This window comes from Myxococcales bacterium, from assembly GCA_016717005.1.
In the GTDB taxonomy this organism is placed as follows: domain Bacteria; phylum Myxococcota_A; class Polyangia; order Haliangiales; family Haliangiaceae; genus UBA2376.
On the sequence record JADJUF010000037.1, the window covers coordinates 929,421 to 948,283 of the forward strand.

Sequence of the window (18,863 nt, forward strand, 5' to 3'; positions counted from 1 at the left end):
GGCCCCCAAGACCGACCTCGACGGGGGACCCGAAACCGGAAGGCCAGGATTCGCAGGGTGAAAATGCTGGACGCGATCGGGGGACGCTGCATCAGTCCGCCGTCGTTCGAGAGCGCTCGATACTGCGTCTTGGCCAGCGAACGATTCGACGACCTCGCCGGACTGATCGTCGGCTACCTAGCCGCGGATGACCGACGCCGCCTACCGCTCCCCGCGGGAGCCGTAGGGTCGCCCGGCCACGAGCCGTCCCCGGCTGGGCCATCCCCCCGCGACGCTCAGCGATCGAGGAAGGCGAGGGCGTTGCCGCCGAGGACGCGGTCGATGTCGCGGGCGGGCAGGCGCAGGCGCTGGACCCAGCCGCGGATGGCGCCGTAATCGTAGGCGCCGTCGGGATCGTGGAAGCCGTAGGGGGCGTCGGTGCCGTAGAGGACGCGCTCGGGGCCGACCGCGGCGACCGCGTCGCGCACCAGCGCCTCGTCGAGGTACGGGCTCGAGACGTCGAGGGCCAGGCGGCGATCGTCGCGGATCGCGCCCCAGATGCGATCGTAGTGCGGGATGCCAGCGTGGGCGAACACGAGGCGCAGCCGGGGTGCGGCGTCGGCTAGCACCCGCCAGGCGCCGCGCGCGCCGAAGCCGAGGTGGATCAGGATCGGCAGGCCGAGCTCCTCGCAGCGCCGGGCGATCGGCACGGCGTCGATCATCGGCCACCCGTGCCAGTGCGGGTGCAGCTTGACGCCGATCATGCCGGGCACCGTGCGCCAGCGCTCGAGCTCGTCGAGCCCGACCCCGGCGCGGGGGTTGAGGAAGATCCAGCCGAGGAACCGGGTCGGGTGCGCGCGCACGACCTCGGCCACGCTGGCGTTGTCGGGGCGTGGGTAGATCTCGTAGACCTGCCCGCCCAGGCGCAGGTCGCCGCCGTCGGTGATGGTCGCCTCTGCGACCACCCGCGCGAGCGGGTGGCAGGGCGAGCGCATCAGCCGGCGCACGACCGAGAGCAGCCGCGCCGGGGTCTCCGGCAGGGGATCGTTCATGCACGGGATCAGGGCGACCTGGTCGATCCCGCGCTCGTCCATCTGGGCCAGCAGCTCCGGCACCGCCAGCATGCGGGGCTCGTAGTGGGCGTGGACGTCGACGACCGTCACCCGGGGAGTATGCCGGGCCAGCGGGGCCGACGATAGGCCCCCGCAACCCGCGGTGTCCATGCGTTGACCGTGGTCGCCGACCCGGTACAGACTCGGGACATGCCGCGTCTGTACCGGGTCGACAACAACGAGACGATCGGCCAGATCACCGACAAGCAGCTCCAGTTCCTCGTCGACATGCTCGAGGAGGAAGACCAGGACGATCAGGACTACTACATCAACCAGGACACGCTCGAGCTGTTCTCCGACAACAACTGCGACCCGGAGCTCCTGGCGCTGCTCGAAGGCGCGCTCGAGGACGGCGAGGACGGGATCGACGTCGCCTGGGAGTGACGACGCGGCGGCGGGGCCCGCGGCGCCTCGGCTGAACCCGCCAGGAGCGTCGTCGACGGCCCGGTCAGCGCGCGCGTAGGGCCGGCGCCAGCGACATCGCGAACGCGCGGGCCCGGGGACGTCTCAGGTTCGGTCAGCGCAAGAGCGCGTAGAGCGCGACCGTCGCCAGCGACATCGCGAACGCGCGCACGGCCGACAGCGGCGCCTCGTCGGCGGCGCCCAGCGGCACCGTGGTCGCGCGCTCAGCCTCGACCCAGACCCGGACCTGCTTCTCGCCGGTGCCGGCGGCGACCGACACCTCGGCGTAGCCGGTGGGCACGCCGGTGATGACGATGCGCTCGGTGCGCGCGCCGTGGACGACCAGCTGGCCGTTGACGACGACGGTCACCGACGACGCGACCGCGGTGAACATGAGCTCCACCTGGCCGGTGGCCTCGGCCGGCGTCGACGGATAGCGGGCGTGGACGTCGTGGGCGCAGCCGAGCAGGGAGAGGAGGACGGAGAGGAGGAGCGCCAGGGCCGGCGCGCGCAGGGTTCGAGTAGGCATGCGCGCTTGGTCGCGGGACCCGCCGCCGACGTTGCCCGGCGATCGATCCGCACGCCGGTGTGCTTCGTATCGTTCACCGAAGATGGGCCATACTGCTGTCGTGGCCAACCCGATCGCGCTGGGCCAGGTCGAACCCCGCCTGACGATCGCGGAGCTGTTGCGCGATCACCCATGGCCGGGCGAGCACGGGCGGGGTCGGCTCGAATGGCTGTGGGCGATCGACGTCGATCTCGCACCTGCGGCGCTGTGGCCGCTGGTGTCGGACGTGTCGCGCCTCAACCGCGCGCTCGGGAACCCGGAGATGGAGTTCTTCGAGCGCGACGGCGTGCGCCACGGGCGCGCCCGCTACAACGGTGTGCCCCACGAGTGGCACGAGGTCCCGTGGGAGTGGGTCGCGGGGCGCTGGTTCACGTTCACGCGCCTCTTCAGCCGCGGCGGCATGCGCGCGCTGCACGCGATCCACCGCTTCGAGCGCCTCGGCCCCGACCGCACGCGCCTGTACGTGTACTTCGGCGTGGTGCCGCGGTCGCGGTGGCTGTCGCCGGTGGTGCGCTGGTCGATGGCGAGCATGGGCCGCAAGTACCGGCGGGTGATCCCGCGGCTGGCGCACGGCCCCGCGGGGCTGGCGCTGCCCGAGCCGCTGGTCGCCAGGGGCGCGGTCCGGCCCGAGGCTGCCGCGCGGCTCGACGCGCTGGTGGCGGAGCTGCGCGCCCGCCCGGTGCCGGGACCGCTGGTCGATCACCTGGCCGAGCTGGTCGCGCACGGCGATGATCTCGACGTGTGTCGCGTGCAGGTGCGCGCGCTGGCCCGGCGGTGGACGGTCGACGAGGACGAGCTCTTGCGCACGTGCCTGCACGCCACGCGCGTCGGGCTGCTCGAGCTGGTGTGGGACGTGGTGTGCCCGCACTGCCGCGGCGTGCGCGCGTCGGCGGTCGAGCTCGATCGGATCCCGACCGACGGCACCTGCCAGGTGTGCGACGTCGCGTTCGGGACCAGCGAGGCGGTCGAGGTGTCGTTCCGCGCGCACCCGGCGCTGCGCTCGGTGACGCCGCGGACGTACTGCAGCGCGGAGCCCGCGACCAAGACCCACATCCGCGTCCAGCGCGCGCTGGCGCCCGGCGCCGACGCGGCGATCGCGGTCGAGCTGCCGCCGGGACGCTACCGCCTGCGGACCCTGGGCGAGCGCGGCCTGGCCGGGTTCCTCGACGTGCGGCCCGACGCGGAGTCCGGCGCGGGCGGGCGCGACGGCGTCACCTGGCGCGCGACGACCGCGGTCGGCGAGGCGACCGCGGCCGCCACCGCCGAGCTGGCGCTGGTCAACGACGCCACGACCCCGCGGACGTTCATCGTCGAGGGCGCCGGCCCCGCCGAGCTGGCGCTGCGGCCGGGCAAGCTGTTCTCGATGCAGGAGTTCCGCGATCTGTTCAGCGAGGCGTTCCTGGGCGCCGACGTGCAGCTCGCGGTCGGCGAGCAGACGATCCTGTTCACCGACATCGTCGGCTCGACCGCGATGTACGCGCAGCGCGGGGATCCGGCCGCGTTCGTGACCGTGCGCGATCACTTCCGCGTGCTGTTCGAGCTGATCGGCCAGCACCGCGGCGCGGTCGTGAAGACGATCGGCGACGCGGCGATGGGCGCGTTCACCGACCCCGCCGACGCGGTCCGATGCGCCGAGGCGATCCAGCGGCGCTTCGGCGCCGACGCACCAGTGCGGCTGCGGGTCGCGGCCAACACCGGCGCGTGCATCGCGGTCCGGCTCAACGCCAACCTCGACTACTTCGGCAACGCGGTCAACCTGGCGGCGCGGCTGCAAGGCCTGGTCGAGGCCGGGCAGATCGTCATCGCGGCGGCGACCGCGGCGGCACCAGGCGTGGCCGAGCTGCTGAGCGCGCGCCGCGCCGAGACCCTGACGACCACGGTCCGCGGCATCGCTGGCGAGGTGACCGTGCGGCGCTGGCGCGTCGAGTAGCACCGCGCTCCCCCTGCCGAGCACCACACCCGTGGCGCATGGGGGCGAGGGCGCGGCGCGCGCCCCGGCGATTGTTGGGTCGCGCCACCAGCTGTGGGATGATCCGACGGTCGCAGCCGGGATGCTGCGCAACTGTCGGGGATCGTGAGGGCGATCCCCAGGCACGCGCCATGCACAACCCTCGATGCCCGGGTCACCCGGTGTGGAGGAACGATGCGTCTCACCCCTATCTTGTCCTTGTTCGTGCTCGCGGCCGCCTGTGGCGGCGATGACGGCAACAACCCGTCGCCCACGATCATCCCCGGCGGCGGCATCCACGACCCCGGCATCGACGGCGTGGTCCACGTCTACGTCATCGACAGCGCCACCGACGCGCCGATCGCCGGCGCCGGCGTGCGCGTCGGGACGCTCGAGGGCACGACCGACGCGACCGGGCTGTTCACTGCCAAGGGCGACCTGACGGGCCCGCAGATGATCGTCGCCAAGGCCGCCGGCTATGCGAGCGGCGTCTGGGTCGGCGCCGACGGCGCCAACGTGACCGCCAACCTCGACAAGACCCCGACGCCGACGACCCCGCCGCCCCAGGCCGAGATCTCCGGCACGATCGTCGGCTGGGACGCGGTGCCAACGCCTGCGGCTGACCACCTGACCGCGGCGCTGGTGACGTACTCGCAGGACCGCGCGCTCGGCGCCGCCGACAGCGATCTACCGCCCCCGCCGAGCGGCGGCCAGGTCCCGTCGAACGTGTGCGTCAAGTCAGCGTTGGCGTCACCGCCGTGCGCGTGGCGCATCAACGCGCGGGTCGGCACCGTGGCGGTGTTCGCGTACATGGCCGACATCGACACCCGCGGCACGCCGGCGTCCGACGACGACGTCTTCACGATCACCGGCTTCGCGACCGCGCCCAACCTGACGATCGTCGCCGGCGCGGCCCAGGCCAACGTGAGCCTGACGCAGCTGGCGGCGGGCAGCACGACCACCGCGTCGGGCAGCTTCGGCGCGCCGCCGGCGGGCCTCACCGCGTCGATCGGCATCGTCGGCGTGGACATCGGCGACGCCGGCGTCATGCGGATGCCGCCGATCGCGCCGTCGATGACGACGACGGTGGTGCCGAGCCTGTCGGCGATCCCGGGCTCGACCTACGAGTTCATCGCGCTGGCCCAGGAGGACGTCACCGACGGCACCGCGGCGCAGTCGATCGTGCTGCGGCGCGGGCTGACCAGCGCGTCGAGCCTGTCGGCCGGCGACTGGCTGCCGCCGCCGTCCGGGCTGTCGTCCGATCGCGCCAGCGCGTCGTTCGCGGCGGTGGCCGGCGCCAGCGCTCACGTGCTCGAGTTCGACACCAACGCGGGCAGCGGCACCGGCAACCGCCTGATGAGCCTCGTCGTCCTCGACGGCAGCAGCACCGTGACGCTGCCCGTCGACTTCGCGCCGCTGCCCAGCGGCGGCCTGGCCTACAAGGTCAGCGCCTTCGACGCCGGCGCCGACTTCGACCCCCGCGACTTCGAGATCAACGACCTCGACACGGTCCTGGACCGCCTGTCGAGCGAGACCATCAAGCTCAACTGACCGGACGGCCGTCCGGTCCCCTGTCGGCTATGGGCGGGACCAGCGGGCGATGATCGGGACGCCGAGGAGCCGCGCGGTGTCGTCATCGGGCACAAGGACGATCGCGGCAGGGGGGATTGGGTCGGCGGGGTCGGCGGCGATGATGAACGGCCACGCGCCGCGGGCGCGGGCCTCGACGAGGTAGCGGGCGGGGCGCGCGCGGCCGCGGTCGTTGGGCACCAGCAGCGGCCCGAGCTGCGGCGCGAGCCAGGTGCCGAGCTCGAGCAGATCGACGTCGTCGTCCGCGACGATCGCCAGCGCGCTGGTCGGCGGGGTGGCCTCGCTGTCCACGACCGTGCCGAGGCGCGGCGGCAGCTCGTCGAGCGCGTCCGCGAGCGCGCGGCGCAGCCGGACCCGGCCGCGCCGCCAGCGCGCCACGCCCAGCGCCGCGAGCGTGCCGCGCCCGAGCGCCTCGTCCCAGCGGCTCCGGACGACGCCGGCCAGCTCGACCGCGGCGACGCCGTCGTGGCCGCACAGGTGCGCGCCGTAGAGCAACGTCAGGGCGACCGCGAGGTCATCCGGGAGCGCGAACCTCCGACCGACCTCGGCCAGCGGGCAGTCGGCGAGCGTCGGCGGCTCACCGCCGGTGCCCGACATCACCGAGCGCGTCCACGCCGCGACGTGATCGCGCCAGCTCGGCGGTGCGATCGGCGCCACCCAGGTCGCGCCGCTGGCCTCGGCCCGAGGCGCGGCGGCGCGCACGCGCTCGCGCCAGGCGGTCAGGCGATCGGCCACGTTGCCCGACGCGGTGACCGCGTCGACGACCGGCACCGGCACGGCGGCGTCGAGGCGGACCGCGCGGCTCGTCGCGACCGGCGGCGCGTCGACGACGTCGGCGCGGCCGGCCAGCGGCACCACCTCGAGGCCGCCGCCGCGCACCGCGACGACGACGCCCTTGCCGCTCGGCAACCAGCAGCCGTCGTCGAGCACGAGGTCGAGCGGCGTCAGCGGCGAGCGCCCCGACAGGTCGAGCGTCCAGGCGGCGCCGCTCGCGCCGATGATCAGCAGGGTCTCGCTGGCGCCGTCGGCGACCACCCGCGCCGCGGGCTCCGGCAGCTCGACCCGCGCCGGCTGCCCGTGGTTGACCAGCGGGATCACTTCGACCCGCGGCCCCTCGGTGGCCGGCACCATCCACACCTGGCGCGTGCCGCCGCCGACGAAGCGCAGCGGCGCCGGCTTGTTGAGGCGGAACCGGCGCACCGGCGCGCGGCTGATCGGATCCCACTCCTCGATCAGTCCGGCGGTGGACGCCACGAACCGACCGCCGCTGAAGGCGCCGGCGCAGTGGATCGGCGTGCGCAGCGGCAGCGGCCACATCGCCAGGTCCTTGCGCGCGACGTTGACCACCGCCGAGCCGGTCGGCCCGGTCAGCCACAGGTGGTCGCCCGAGCCGGCGGCCAGGTACATCACCGCGCGCACGGTCAGCTCGCCGACCGCGGTCGGGCCGTGGGGATCGACCGTGTGCACGCGGGTGGTGCCGTCGTGGCGCGCGACCACGACCAGGCGCACCGGCGCGGCGAGCAGCGCGACGTCGCACTCGCTGGCGCCGGGGTCGATACCGACCTCGCTGTCGGCGACGAGCGTGGTGGCGTTGATCAGATCGATGTGATCGCCCGCGACCCGCGCGAGGACGCTGCCGTCGGGCGAGATCAGCAGGCGCGCGGTCGGCGCGCCGGCGGGGTCGACGGACATCGCGCCATCGTACTCCGCCGGCCCGGGGCGGTCACTCGGTCAGGACGCGCATGCACGCCTTGGTCGGCTTGCCGAACGGCGGCAGATCGGCGCGCGCGCCCGCCCCCAGCTTGACGCAGCGGTAGCCGTCGCCGCACTGCTCGTCGGTCGAGCACTTCTTGGTGCAGCGCCCGTCGGCCGCCACCTGGTCCTCGCCGCGGAGCCCGTGCTCGAGGCACAGGTACGAGCGGCAGCCGATGCTGTAGCTGCAGGTGTCGCGGTAGGGCCCCTGCCCGAACATGTTCCACCACACCAGCACCGCGATCGCGAGGATGACGGCCCCGACCACGGCGGTCCCGGCGCGCTCCTTCACCTTGGTCCAGCGGCCCATGCGCCGACTCTACCGCGCGTCAGTACGGCATCATCGGCACGCCGCCCTGGGCCTGGGCCTCGCCGTACTGCTCCATGCCGTAGATCGTGCCGGCGCCGGCCCACGCGGCCTTGTTGACCGTCCACGCGGCGGCGTCGGTCGCGGCGTTGCCGACCGGGTTCGCGACCGCCCCGACCACGTCGGCGCCGGTGTTCCAGACCGCGTCGGCCGTGCCCTCGCGCTTGTCGAGCTGGCCCTGGACCGCGTTGGTGACGGGGGCCGCGACGCCGTTGACGCCCTCGAGCGCCGCCGACTTGGTGGTCCGCGCCGAGCTCTTGATCTTCTCGTAGACCGACAGGAACGCCTTGTCGAGCGCCTCGTTGGCCTGCTGGAGCTGCTTGTCGACGGTCTCGGCGATCGCGGTCACCGCGCTCACCGCGGCGTCGCTGCCGCCCTCGATCTCGAGCAGCTGGGTCTTGGCGCCGCTGATCTCGGTCTTGAGCTCGGCGACGATGTCGGTCGCGCCGTCGCCGATGTCGGCGTTGCCGGCCTCGAGCTGCGCGGTCTGCTTCTTGTCGCGGTTGGTGGTCGAGGCCTTGATCTGGTTCTTGTAGTCCTCGACCTTCGACTCGACCTGGGCGACGCCGGTGTCGGCGGCGCCGGCGACGTAGCTGGCCGCGTCGCGCACCAGGGCCGCGTTGTGGGCCTCGTCGGCCTCCTCGTCGGCGGCGCCGGCTCGTCGCCGCTGGCCGCGACCTCGTCGCCGGCCGGCTCGCTCGATGACGGCTCGCTCGACGACGGCTCGCTCGACGACGGCTCGGGCTGCACGCTCTGGTCGGGCTGGCCGTCGCCGTCGGTGTCGGCGGTCCCGCCGCCCTGGGCCGCGGCCTCTTGCGCCGCCTTGGCCGCCGCCGCCTCGGACTTGGCCTTCTCCTCGGCCGCCTTGGCGTCGGCGCGGGCCTGCTTCACCTCGGCGGTGATCTGCGAGATGAACTGGTTCGCGGTCGCGGCCTCGGCCTTGAGCTGCTGCTCGAAGCTGTTGATGTCCTGCAGGAACGTGTCGGCCTCGGTGAGGTTGGTGTCGGCCTCGGCGATCGACTTCTCGGCCTCCCCGGTCTCCTTCTGCGAGGTCGTCTTGACCTCGTCGGCCTTCGCCGCCGGCCTTGTCCGAGGTCTCGGCGCCGGTGTCGGCCACGCCCTTGGCGCGGGCCTGCTGGTTCTTCAGCGCGCCCGAGTACGCCTTCATGTCCGCCATCGACACGCCGCACAGGCCGCGGAGGATGACGTCGGCGATCTTGCCCTGGATCCACCCGAAGATCTCGGCGGCCTTGTTCTTGGCCCAGCGCTTGATGCGCCCGATGATCCGGCCCCAGAAGCCCTTGCTCTCGGGCTCGGGTAGATCGACCGCGGCCTTCTGGCCGGCGGCGCTCTTGCCCTCGTTCTGCTTGGCGTCGGCCTGCCCGGCCTGCGTGGCGCCGTCGCCGGCGGCCTGCTGGTTCTGCTGGGTCACCTGGCCGGCGGCCTGGGTGTCGGCCTTGTGGGTCGCCGCCTCGGCCTTGCGCTTGGCGGCGTACTCCTCGTACTTGCCGTAGGTGGCGAGCGTGTCGACGGCCTTCTGCTTGGCCGACACCTGCCCCTTCTTGAACTCGATCGTGATCTTGCGCATGAAGGAGAAGTCCTTCATCGCCATCGTGAACTCGCCGCCGGGCGCGAGCAGGTGCGGCCAGTACGGCAGCGGCTCGCCGCCGCCGCCGTCGCCGCCCGCGTCGGGCGTACCACCGCCGGCGCCGCCGGTGTCAGCCGCGGGCTCGGCCGGCGTCGCCGCGGCCGGCTCGGCGGCCGGCGTCGCGCCAGCAGGCGTCGCCGCGGCCGGCGTCGCGCCAGCAGGCGTCGCCGCGGCCGGCGTCGCCGCGGCCGGCTCGGCCGTCGGCGTCGCCGTCGGCGTCGCGGTCACGCTGGGCGCCGCGTCAGGGTTGGCGTTCTGCCGCGCGGCGCTGACCGGGGCGTTCTGGGTCGCGGGCGCCACCGGGGTCGGGGTCGGCGTCGACGGGGTCGCGGCCGGATCCTTCTTCTTGATCCCCGCCAGCATCGACCGCACCGTGCCGGCGATCGACGTCGTCGCGGCCTTCTTGACCACGAAGTCGTGGAACTCGGACTTCGACTCGTCCGGCACCGACAGCGCCGGCGCGCCGCCCAGCTTCTTGGCGGCGGCGCTGCTGCGCTCGTCGGCGTTGCTCTTGGCGCCGTCCTTGTCCCACGCCAGCGGGTTCTTGAAGTCGAACGCCTCGGCGTCCTCCCAGTTCTTCTTGTCGGGCTTCACCAGCTGCCCGACGCCCGGCATGTTCCACTTGCTGGGCGCGCCGTTGAACGACACGTCCTCGCCCTGCATCGCGTCGATCGCGGCGCCGCCGGCGTTGTAGAGATCGCTGGCCGCGCGCGCGCCCGACACGACCTTGCCGCCGGTCTCCTTGTACCACTTGGCCTGATCGATCACGCCGCCGCTGGGGCCGGTCGGCCGCTCGGCGCCGCCCGACAGCGCCTTGTAGTAGCGGTCGTCCTGCTTGCGGAGCTCCTCGAGCGGCTTGAGCTTCTTGTCGAGCGCCGCCAGCTCGGCGGTCTGGGCCGCGGTGAGATCCTTCTCGGCGATCTTCTTGAGGCTGTCGCGCTGGGCCTCGTCGCCCGCGAGCGAGCCCTCGAGCTCGCGCCGGCGCATGCGCGCCTTCTGGGCGTCGTCGGCGAACGCCGCCGGATCCTTGTCGCGCTTGGCCTTGAACTCCTCGTCGATGCGCTCGTTGGCGTCGGCGAGCTTGGTCGCGTCCTTGGTGCTCTTCTCGGCCGCGTCGGTCGCGGTCTTGGCCTCGGTCTTGGTGAGCGCGCCGACCTGGCTGGCCTCCTTCTCGAGCTGCCGCGCCTCGAGCTTGACCGCGCCGCGGCCCTTCGAGTTCGAGATGCCCTGGGACTTCATCTCGAGGTTCTGGGCCTGCTTCTTGGCGGCCTGCTCGCGCATCCACTTCTCGCGCGCCTCGGCGAGGTTGGCGACGTTCTCCTCGGCCAGCTTCTTCTGGTAGGCCTTGGTCTGGTCCTCGATCGACTGCGTGCCCTTGGCCAGGGACTTGGTCGCGTCCCAGTTCTCGCCGACCGAGCCGGCCTTCTTGCCGAGGTTCTCGACCCCCTGCTCGATGTCGATCTTGTCGGCGAACTTGTTCATCTTGGCGGCCCGCTCGTCGAGCGCCCTCATGAACTTGCCGTCGTTGATCTGGTTGATCTTGGTCTTGACGGCGGTGCTGAGCCGCGCGCCCTTGTCCTTGGCCCAGTCGGCGGCCTTGGTCGTGGCGTCCTTGACGATCTTGACCGGCTTCGAGTTGCCGACCGTCTCGGCGACCTTGCTCGCGGTGTTCTTGACGAACTGCGCCGGCTTGGTCTTGCCGGCCCAGGTCGCGGCCTTGCTGGCCTTGTCCTTGATGAAGTCGCCGGCCTTGGCGACCGCGCCCTTCTCGGCCTGCCACACGCCGTTGACGATGCGGCCCTTGACGCCGCCGAAGCCGAGCTTGCGGAAGACCTTGTCGACGAAGTTCTTGACGTTGCCGCTGATGCCCTTGGTCACGCGGCCGATCAGCGCCTTCGCGCGCTTGAACAGGCCGTTCATGATGCCCTTGCTCTTGCCGAGCATGCCCTTCATGAACTTCGGGCCGAACTGCATCGCCAGGCTGATGACGCCGCTGGCGGCGTCGTTGGCCTCGCTCATCATCTGATCGGCGCAGGCGGCCTTCTCCTCGGGCGACGCGCCCGCGGCGACCAGCTGGGCCAGGCGCACGCCGTTGAGCCCGGTCAGCACGCCCGACAGCGCGAACGAGATCACGTCGCAGATCAGGCCGACGATGTTGAGGATGCGCGCCACCGCCGACACCGCGGCGCCGATCGGCGGGAAGATCATCCCGAGCAGACCGACCACGGTCAGGATCAGGCCGATCTTGCCGCAGATGCTCCCGACCACGCCGGCGATGCTCTTGATCGCCGACAGCACCTTCATGATCGAGCCGAGGAAGCCCTCGGCCTTCTTGTACGGGTTGTTGCTCCAGACCGCGGCGATGTTCTTGCCCTCGCCGATCCAGTTGCCGGCCCGGGCCAGCGCGCCGTTGAGCCCGTCGCCGGCGCTGCCGATGTACGTGTCGATCTGGCCCTGGAAGCCCTGGGCGACGTCGCCCATCTGCTTGATCTTGGCGATCGTGTCCTTGGTGCCGGGCGCCTTGGGCTCGTACGCGTCGAGCGCGGCGCTGATGTCGCCGTCGCCGCCGGCCAGGGCCGCGATCATGTCGCCGCCGCCGCCGCCCGCCGCCGCGGGCCCGCCGCCCTTGGTCGCGGGCTTGCCGCCGGCCTTGCCAGGCTGCTTGCCGCCGCCGCCGTCGCCGCCGCCCTTCTTCGCCGGCCCGCCCTTGTCGCCGCCCTTGGCCGACGCAGGGGTCTGCACCGACGGCTTGGTCGCGGTCCCGGGCTTGGGCGGCGCGCCGGCGTCGGCGGGGGCGTCCTTCTCGTTCTTGGACACCTCCTCCTTCATCTCGTCGACGTGCTCTTGCGCCGCGCCCTTCTCGCTGTCGGCCTTGGAGCCGGCCTCGCCGAGCACGCCCTGCAGCCAGCCCATCGGCGAGTTCGCGATCTGCCCCTCGACCTTGGCCACGATCGCGGCGTCGGCCTCGGCCCCCGTCTGGGTCTTCGCGGCGTGCTTGGCGATCAGTGCTTGCGCGTCTCCACCGGCGGCGGCGGGGGCAGGGGTGGCCATGGTGGTCTCCTTCAGGCGCTCGGGCTGCTGGTGAGCTCGTCGGCCAGGCGGCGCGCCCGGCTCACGTCGTCGATCATCTTGGTGAAGCGGGCGCGCCCCATGTGGTCGCGCAGCGACTCGATGAGCCGCTCGAACATCGGCCGGACGCCGTCGCCCTGGACCTGGCGCAGCGCGTGGTAGCTCTCGGCGATCGTCCGGTACGCCGACGGGTAGTCGCCGTGGTTCTGGTAGATCTGCGACATCAGCCCGACCGCGGCGACGTAGCGGCCGAGGTCGCCGCCGGCGGCGCCGATGCGCGCGACCTCGATGCAGCGATCGAGCGCGCCGGCGGTCTTGTTGCGCTGGCTCATCAGGCCGGCCTGGCCGATCAGCGCCGCGACGTGCAGGTCGGTGAGGCCGTGCTCGAGCGCGCGATCGCGGGCGATCTGGATCACCCGGTCGGCCTCCTCGGCGCCCGCCAGGTCGCCGCGCGCCGCCAGCGCCGCGGCGCGGGCGATCCGGGCCTCGATCTCGTCGGCCGGGCTCGCGTGCTCGGTCGCGATGCGCACGATCTCGCGCAGCTGGTTGGCGGCGGTGGCCGCGTCGCCGCGGGCCAGCGCGTCGGTGGCCAGCACCTGGCGCGCGGTGAACACCGTGTCGACCCAGCGCGGCTCATGGCGCAGCTCGTCGACGAGCGCGCGCAGCTCGTCGAACGGCGCGGGATCGCCGGGCTCGTCGTGGAGCACGTCCTCGGCGATGCCCAGCGTGATCTCGGCCAGCGCCTGCTGCCACAGCGGATCGCGCGCGTCGGCCTGCGCGGCGACGACGCCCGCGGCCCCGCGCAGGGTCGGGCCGGCGACGGCGCGGTCGCCCCGCCGGATCCCGACGCGGCACGAGCGCGCCGCGATCGCGAACATCAGCGGGCCGGTGCGCTCGATGCGCTCGCCGGCCGACGACAGCACCGAGTCGGCCGCGGTCCAGTCGAGCTCGATCATCTTGATCGACGCCAGGCGCAGCAGCAGCCGTGCCTCGAGCGCCGGATCTTCGACCGGCTCGACGAGGGGGCCGGCAGCGTGGATGTTGGCGCGCACCACCGCTGCGCGGTGACCGAGCAGCGGATCGTCCTCCGCGAGGCGCACCGCGGCCGTCGCGCGCGCGGCCGGATCGGCCGCGGCGAGCTGGGCGCGCAGGGAGTCGAGATGCGCGATCATCGGGCGCATCGTAGTACGGCGGGATTGCGCCGATCCTTCCTGGGTTTCTATAATGTTTCCGATGACTGCCAGCGGCGCAGACCTGGTGGCCATCGCCCGGCTCCGGAGCGAAATCGCCATCCTCGCGCGCGGCGGCGAGTACGACCTTGCCCAGGCCCGGTTGCTGGAGCTGGCCACCCTCGACCTCCGGGTGGGGCTGCGGGCCGACGCGCTCCTGCGGACGCGGCAAGCTGCTGAACTTGCTAGAAGTGGCGGGCAGCTCGCGGAGGAGCTGCAGGCCGAGCTGCTGCTCGCGCTGGCCGAGGTCCAGGCGGGGTCGTTCACCGGTGCAGAGCAGGCCGCGGACACGGTGCTCCTGCGATCCGGTGCGCTTGAAGACCACATCAGGCGCCCTCTCGTTACATCCGCCTACCTTGTGCGCGGGATGGCGAGCCGCCGGGCGGGATCCCTGGTCCCGGCGCGGGTGGCGCTCGACCAGTGCCGGCAGCGCGCGGTGATGCTGGGGCGCGCGGACCTGTCGGCGCTGGCGCTGGCCGAGCTGGGCCTGGTCGAGCTCGCGGACGGCGATCCGGCCGCCGCCGCGGTCTGCTTCACGTTCGCGCGGGACGCGTTTGGGCTCGCGGGCCAGGACACGGTCGCGCGCGGGGTCGAGCTCTTGGCGCTCGACGCGTTCGTCGCCAGCGGCCGGCTCGACGAGGCCCGCGCGATCGCGACCGCCACGCTGGCCGACGCCGACGCCCGCGGCGACGACGAGCTGGCCGCGCGCGCGGCCGGCGTCCTGGCCGACGCGCTGGCGGCCGCGGGCGAGCGACCGCAGGCGCTGATCGCCGCCGACGACGCCGCGCAGCGGACGCGGCGGCTCACCGGGGAGCGCGGCCGGGCGCTCGCCGTGCGCGCGCGCCTGCGGCAGGCGACGCTGATCGACGATCCGGGCACCCAGGCGCTGCACCTCGAGGCCGCGGTCGACGGCGCGGTCGCGAGCGGCGACGCGGCGATCCTGGCGACGGCGCTCGACGCGCTGGTCGCGGGCGCGATGATGGCGACGCTGCCGCCGGCGGCGTGGGCCCAGGTCGCGGAGCTGGCGCGCGCGTGCCGCGCCGCCGGGCTTCTCCGCCTCGCCGACATGGCCGACGCTGCGCTGGCCGAGCTACGATGACCGCGCCGTGATCCGCCCCGTCGACCCCGCCGAACGCGATCACGGCCTCGGCTACAGCTCGAGCAGCGAGCACCTCGCCGACTGGGCGTCGCTGACCGGGCTCGCCGTCGAGCGGCTCGCGGCGCTCCGGCGGGCGATGCCGCACCGCGCGCAGGTCACCGCGGCCGATCGGCGCGCGCTCGTGCGCGCCTCGCCCGAGCTCGCCAGCTACGACCAGCGGATGGCCGACGCGCGCGCGGCGCTGGCGGCGCGCACGACCTACGCCCGGCGGCTCGGGGTCGAGCTGCCGCTCGAGCTGGTGCGCGAGCGGTTCGGCCTGACGCCGCTCGACCTGCAGCTGTTCGCGATGCTCACCACGATCGAGCGCGGCGCGGCGCTCAACCCGTACCTGTCGGGCGCCGACAAGAGCGACGCGGTCCAGAGCGACGTGGCGTTCCTGGTGGCGCTCGTGGCCGACGGCGTCGAGTACACGCCCGAGGAGGTGCGCCTGCGGTTCACCGGCGACGCGCCGCTGGTCGCCGGGGGGTTGATCGAGCTGGCGTCGGGCCCGGGCTGGGTGCCCGAGGCGCCGCTGGCGTACAAGCGCCTGCGCGTCGCCGAGCGCGTGCTCGACTTCGTCGACGGGCTGCGCGCCCCCGGCGACGCGGTGCTGGGGACGCTGGCGCGGTTCGTCGCGACGCCGCTGTCCGCGGCCGAGCTGATCATCCCCGATCGCACGATCATCGACGAGGTCGCCCGCGCGCTGGTGCGGCCCGATCACCTGCTCGAGGTCATCGGCGCGCCCGGGGTCGGCCGCAAGGCGGTGATCGGCGCGGCCGCGCGCGCGCTGGGCAGCCCGGTGCTGATCGTCGACATGCGCGAGGTGCCGGTCGAGGTGAAGGCGCTCACCGACGCGCTCGCGCCGATGATCCGCGAGGCCCGGCTGCAGCGCGGCGTGCTGATCCTCGAGGGCGTCGATCACTACGGCGACGGCGAGGGCCAGGGCTTCATCCTGCCGCACGTGATCGCGCTCCTGCGCGCGACCGCGGTGCCGCTGGCGGTCGTGTGCGAGCGCTCGGTCGAGTGGCTGGGGCGGTGCGGCCGGGTGATCCTGAAGTTCCTGGTGCCGTTCCCCAGCGCCGAGACCCAGCGCAAGCTGTGGGTCCGGCACCTGCCCGCGCAGCTGCGGCTGGCGCCGGGCACCGACCTCGAGACGATCGTCAAGCGCTACTCGGCGTCGTGCGCGGCGATCGGCGACGCCGCGGTCGAGCTGGGCCGGCTCGACTACGTCCACCAGCGCGGCGGCGTGATCGCCGAGGAGCACGTCGTCGAGGTCATCCGCAGCCGCCTGGCCCACCGCCTCGGCGCGCTGGCGACGGTCGTCCGCACGACGCTCGAGTGGCCCGACGTGATCCTGCCCGACGAGGTGCTCGCGCCGGTGTTCGAGTTCCTGAACTACGCCGCGCACAGCATCCAGGTGTTCAAGGACTGGGGCTTCGATCGCAAGCTGCCGTACGGGCGCGGGCTGTCGGCGCTGTTCGCGGGCCCGCCCGGCACCGGCAAGACCATGATCTGCTCGATCCTGGCCAAGGAGCTCGGGCTCGAGCTGTACCGGATCGATCTGTCGCAGGTCGTCAACAAGTACATCGGCGAGACCGAGAAGAACCTCGGCCGGGTGTTCGACGAGGCCGCGCGCGGCCAGGTCATGCTGCTGTTCGACGAGGCCGACTCGCTGTTCTCGAAGCGCACCGAGGTGAAGTCGAGCCACGATCGCTACGCCAACCTCGAGGTCAACTACCTGCTCCAGCGGCTCGAGTCGCACGACGGCGTCGTGGTCATGACCACCAACAGCGAGACCGCGATCGATCCGGCGTTCCGGCGCCGCATCCGCTTCCGGGTCCGCTTCCCCGCGCCCGACGAGCACCAGCGCACGCAGCTGTGGCTGGGGATGATGCCGAAAGAGGCGCAGCTCGCGGACGACGTCGACTTCGCCGCGCTGGCCAAGCGCTTCCCGCTGGCCGGCGGCAACATCATGAACGCGCTCGTGCGCGCGGCGACCGCCGCCGCCGCCGAGGGCAGCCCGATCCGCAACCACCACCTCACCCGCGCCGCCGAGTACGAGTACGCGGAGATGGGATTCCTGGCATGAGCGAGCTGACCTCGCGCACCGCGGTCCGCCGCGCCGCGCTCCTGACTCCCGACGGCGAGCGCCTGGCGCTCCAGCCCGCGCTGGCGCAGGCGCACCTGCTGGCGCCGCTGGCGCCGGCGGCGGCGATCGAGCGGCTGATGGCGTACCTGCTCGATCCCAAGGGCCGGGCGATCCTCGGCGCCGACGACGACCTGGCGGCGTGGCTCGCCGGCTCGCCGCTGCTGCGCCCGTGCGGCCCCGGCGTGGGCGTGCCGATCCACGACGATCTGGCCGCGGTGATCGTCGCGCCGGTGCTGGCCAAGGCCGACGGGCTGCCGCCGGTGCTGGCGCGCTGGCGGTGGTCGCCGCGCGCCGACGCGCTGATCGCGGCGACGGTCGCGTCGCTCGAGCCCGACGCCGGCGCCCGGGCGCTGGCCGCGCTGCGGGAGCCCGGCCCCGACGAGGAGGTCGTGCACCAGGCGCTGCTGCAGGCCGGCCGCGCGCTCGCGTGGGCGCCGCACCTGCACGACACGCCCGACGGCGAGGCGGTGATCGGTCAGCTGGTGCGCCTGCTCGATCGCGGCTCGCCGCGGCCGCTGCTGGCGCAGCTGGTCGGCGCGCTCGGACCGATCGCCCGCTGCGGCACGGCCCAGGGTGAGCGCGTGCGCATGCACGCCCAGGCCCAGCTCGGCGCCGCGGTGACGCGCATCCAGGCGGCGAGCCAGCCGGCCGGCTTCGCGGCCGAGCTGGCGGCGATCGATCAGAGCGCCGGGCGCGAGGACATCGAGCGCATGAAGCTGCGGCCCGACTGGGAGCACGCCGAGTACGCGGCCCACGTGCTGGGCGCGGCCGCGCCGTCGGTGGTCGAGGGCTTCACCGCGTGGCACGCGATGGCGCAGCGGCTGTGGGGCGAGCTGCCGCTGATGCCGGCGTTCATCGACGGCCTGGTGCAGTCCGCCAACACCGTGCCGATCGCCGAGCTGGTGATCGCGATGGCCGCCGGCGACGAGGACGATCGCGCGCTCGCGGCCGAGCTGGCCTGCCAGCTCCCGGTCGACGACGCCGCGGTGGCGCTGGCGGCGCTGATCGAGGACTCGCGGGCCGAGGTGCGGGTGTCGTCGATCCGCGCGCTGGCGCTCCTGGGCGCGATCGAGCCGATCATGGCGCGGCTCGACGATCCCGCGCCCGAGGTCGCGGCCGCGGCGGCGCTGGCGCTGGTCGATCTGGGCCAGCGCGATCGCGTGCGCACCCGCCGGCCCGACGATCCCAACCTGGCGCGCCGGGCCGCGGTGGCCGCGGCGACCGGCGCCTCCGACACCCAGACGCTGGGCGAGCTGGCGGTGGCGCTCTTGCACCTGCTCGACGACGTCGAGGATCACGACGAGCTGTCGGGCTCGCCGCTGCTCGACGCGCTGGCGGCGGCGGTGTTCACGACCCCGCTCGGGCTCGAGCGCGCCGCGGCGCTGGTCACCGGCATCCCCGAGACCCTGCCGCTGCTGGCGCTGGCGCTGCCGCGCGACGTCGATCAGCAGCCGGGCGTGCTCGCGCCGCCGGCCCCGCGGGCCGCGCTCGAGGCGGCGCTGGCCGACGCGCTCACCAGCGACGACGAGGGCGCGGCGATCGCGCTCGGGCTCCTGGCCGGGATGGCGTGCGGCGACGAGGCGCTCGCCGCGCGGATCGCCGCCGCGCTCGAGGCCACCGACGGCTACGCCGGCCAGCTCCTGGTCGCGCTGGCCGAGGTCCGGGCCCGCACCGACGCCGGCGCCGCCGCGATCGCGCCGCTGCTCGCCGCCGCCGCGCCGCTGCTCGGGCGCATCTACGCCGGCGCCGCCGCCGGGCGGATCCTGCCGGTCGAGCACCCCGCCTGGGCCGAGGTCCGGTCGCTGCTCGAGCTCGGCACCTCGGCGCGGGCCGGGGCCTGGGCGTCGCTGCGCGATCGCGTCCGCCTCGAGTGAGCGCGCGGCCCGGGGGCCGAGACCGCCGGCAGCGCGGC

The 18,863-nt window shown here is 73.9% G+C and carries 12 protein-coding genes; 6 read left to right on the plus strand and 6 right to left on the minus strand.

The features are described from left to right. Nucleotides 1-275: 275 nt before the first annotated feature. Nucleotides 276-1,142, minus strand: coding sequence for an amidohydrolase (locus IPL61_27705; GenBank protein ID MBK9035005.1), 867 nt, complete (start codon nucleotides 1,140-1,142; stop codon nucleotides 276-278). A gap of 99 nt (nucleotides 1,143-1,241) precedes the next feature. On the opposite strand from IPL61_27705, the gene IPL61_27710 reads away from it, so the two are divergent. Further along, nucleotides 1,242-1,475, plus strand: a complete 234-nt coding sequence (locus tag IPL61_27710) for a galactosyldiacylglycerol synthase (GenBank protein ID MBK9035006.1) — start codon at nucleotides 1,242-1,244, stop codon at nucleotides 1,473-1,475. 133 nt (nucleotides 1,476-1,608) lie between these two features. On the opposite strand, the gene IPL61_27715 is transcribed toward IPL61_27710, so the two are convergent. Continuing rightward, on the minus strand, nucleotides 1,609-2,022 hold the full coding sequence (locus IPL61_27715) for a hypothetical protein (protein MBK9035007.1): 414 nt from the start codon (nucleotides 2,020-2,022) through the stop codon (nucleotides 1,609-1,611). Between the two features lie 82 nt (nucleotides 2,023-2,104). On the opposite strand from IPL61_27715, the gene IPL61_27720 reads away from it, so the two are divergent. Then, nucleotides 2,105-3,991: an adenylate/guanylate cyclase domain-containing protein gene (locus tag IPL61_27720; protein ID MBK9035008.1), complete on the plus strand. Its 1,887-nt coding sequence runs from the start codon at nucleotides 2,105-2,107 to the stop codon at nucleotides 3,989-3,991. A gap of 213 nt (nucleotides 3,992-4,204) precedes the next feature. Next, on the plus strand, nucleotides 4,205-5,560 hold the full coding sequence (locus IPL61_27725; GenBank protein ID MBK9035009.1) for a hypothetical protein: 1,356 nt from the start codon (nucleotides 4,205-4,207) through the stop codon (nucleotides 5,558-5,560). Nucleotides 5,561-5,587: 27 nt separating this feature from the next. Here IPL61_27725 and IPL61_27730 read toward each other — a convergent pair whose 3' ends face one another. From IPL61_27730 to IPL61_27745, 4 genes are read right to left on the minus strand one after another with little or no spacing between them, the layout of a single operon-like run. Then, nucleotides 5,588-7,291, minus strand: a complete 1,704-nt coding sequence (locus IPL61_27730) for a hypothetical protein (protein ID MBK9035010.1) — start codon at nucleotides 7,289-7,291, stop codon at nucleotides 5,588-5,590. A gap of 31 nt (nucleotides 7,292-7,322) precedes the next feature. Continuing rightward, nucleotides 7,323-7,661: a hypothetical protein gene (locus IPL61_27735; GenBank protein ID MBK9035011.1), complete on the minus strand. Its 339-nt coding sequence runs from the start codon at nucleotides 7,659-7,661 to the stop codon at nucleotides 7,323-7,325. 19 nt (nucleotides 7,662-7,680) lie between these two features. Continuing rightward, nucleotides 7,681-12,417, minus strand: coding sequence for a hypothetical protein (locus IPL61_27740; protein ID MBK9035012.1), 4,737 nt, complete (start codon nucleotides 12,415-12,417; stop codon nucleotides 7,681-7,683). An 11-nt stretch (nucleotides 12,418-12,428) separates the two neighbouring features. Beyond that, entirely contained in the window at nucleotides 12,429-13,700 is a 1,272-nt protein-coding gene (locus IPL61_27745; GenBank protein ID MBK9035013.1) for a hypothetical protein, read from the minus strand. Between IPL61_27745 and IPL61_27750 the strand changes: the two genes are divergently transcribed. Genes IPL61_27750 through IPL61_27760 form a run of 3 tightly spaced genes read left to right on the plus strand, consistent with a single transcriptional unit; the run spans nucleotide 13,669 to nucleotide 18,825 of the window. Beyond that, entirely contained in the window at nucleotides 13,669-14,763 is a 1,095-nt protein-coding gene (locus tag IPL61_27750; protein MBK9035014.1) for a hypothetical protein, read from the plus strand. The genes IPL61_27745 and IPL61_27750 overlap by 32 nt on opposite strands. 7 nt (nucleotides 14,764-14,770) lie before the next feature. Further along, on the plus strand, nucleotides 14,771-16,891 hold the full coding sequence (locus tag IPL61_27755) for an ATP-binding protein (GenBank protein MBK9035015.1): 2,121 nt from the start codon (nucleotides 14,771-14,773) through the stop codon (nucleotides 16,889-16,891). Then, nucleotides 16,888-18,825 carry a hypothetical protein gene (locus IPL61_27760; protein ID MBK9035016.1) on the plus strand — a complete coding sequence of 646 codons (1,938 nt, stop codon included), beginning with the start codon at nucleotides 16,888-16,890 and terminating at the stop codon, nucleotides 18,823-18,825. Before IPL61_27755 ends, IPL61_27760 begins: the two co-directional genes overlap by 4 nt. Nucleotides 18,826-18,863 lie beyond the last annotated feature (38 nt).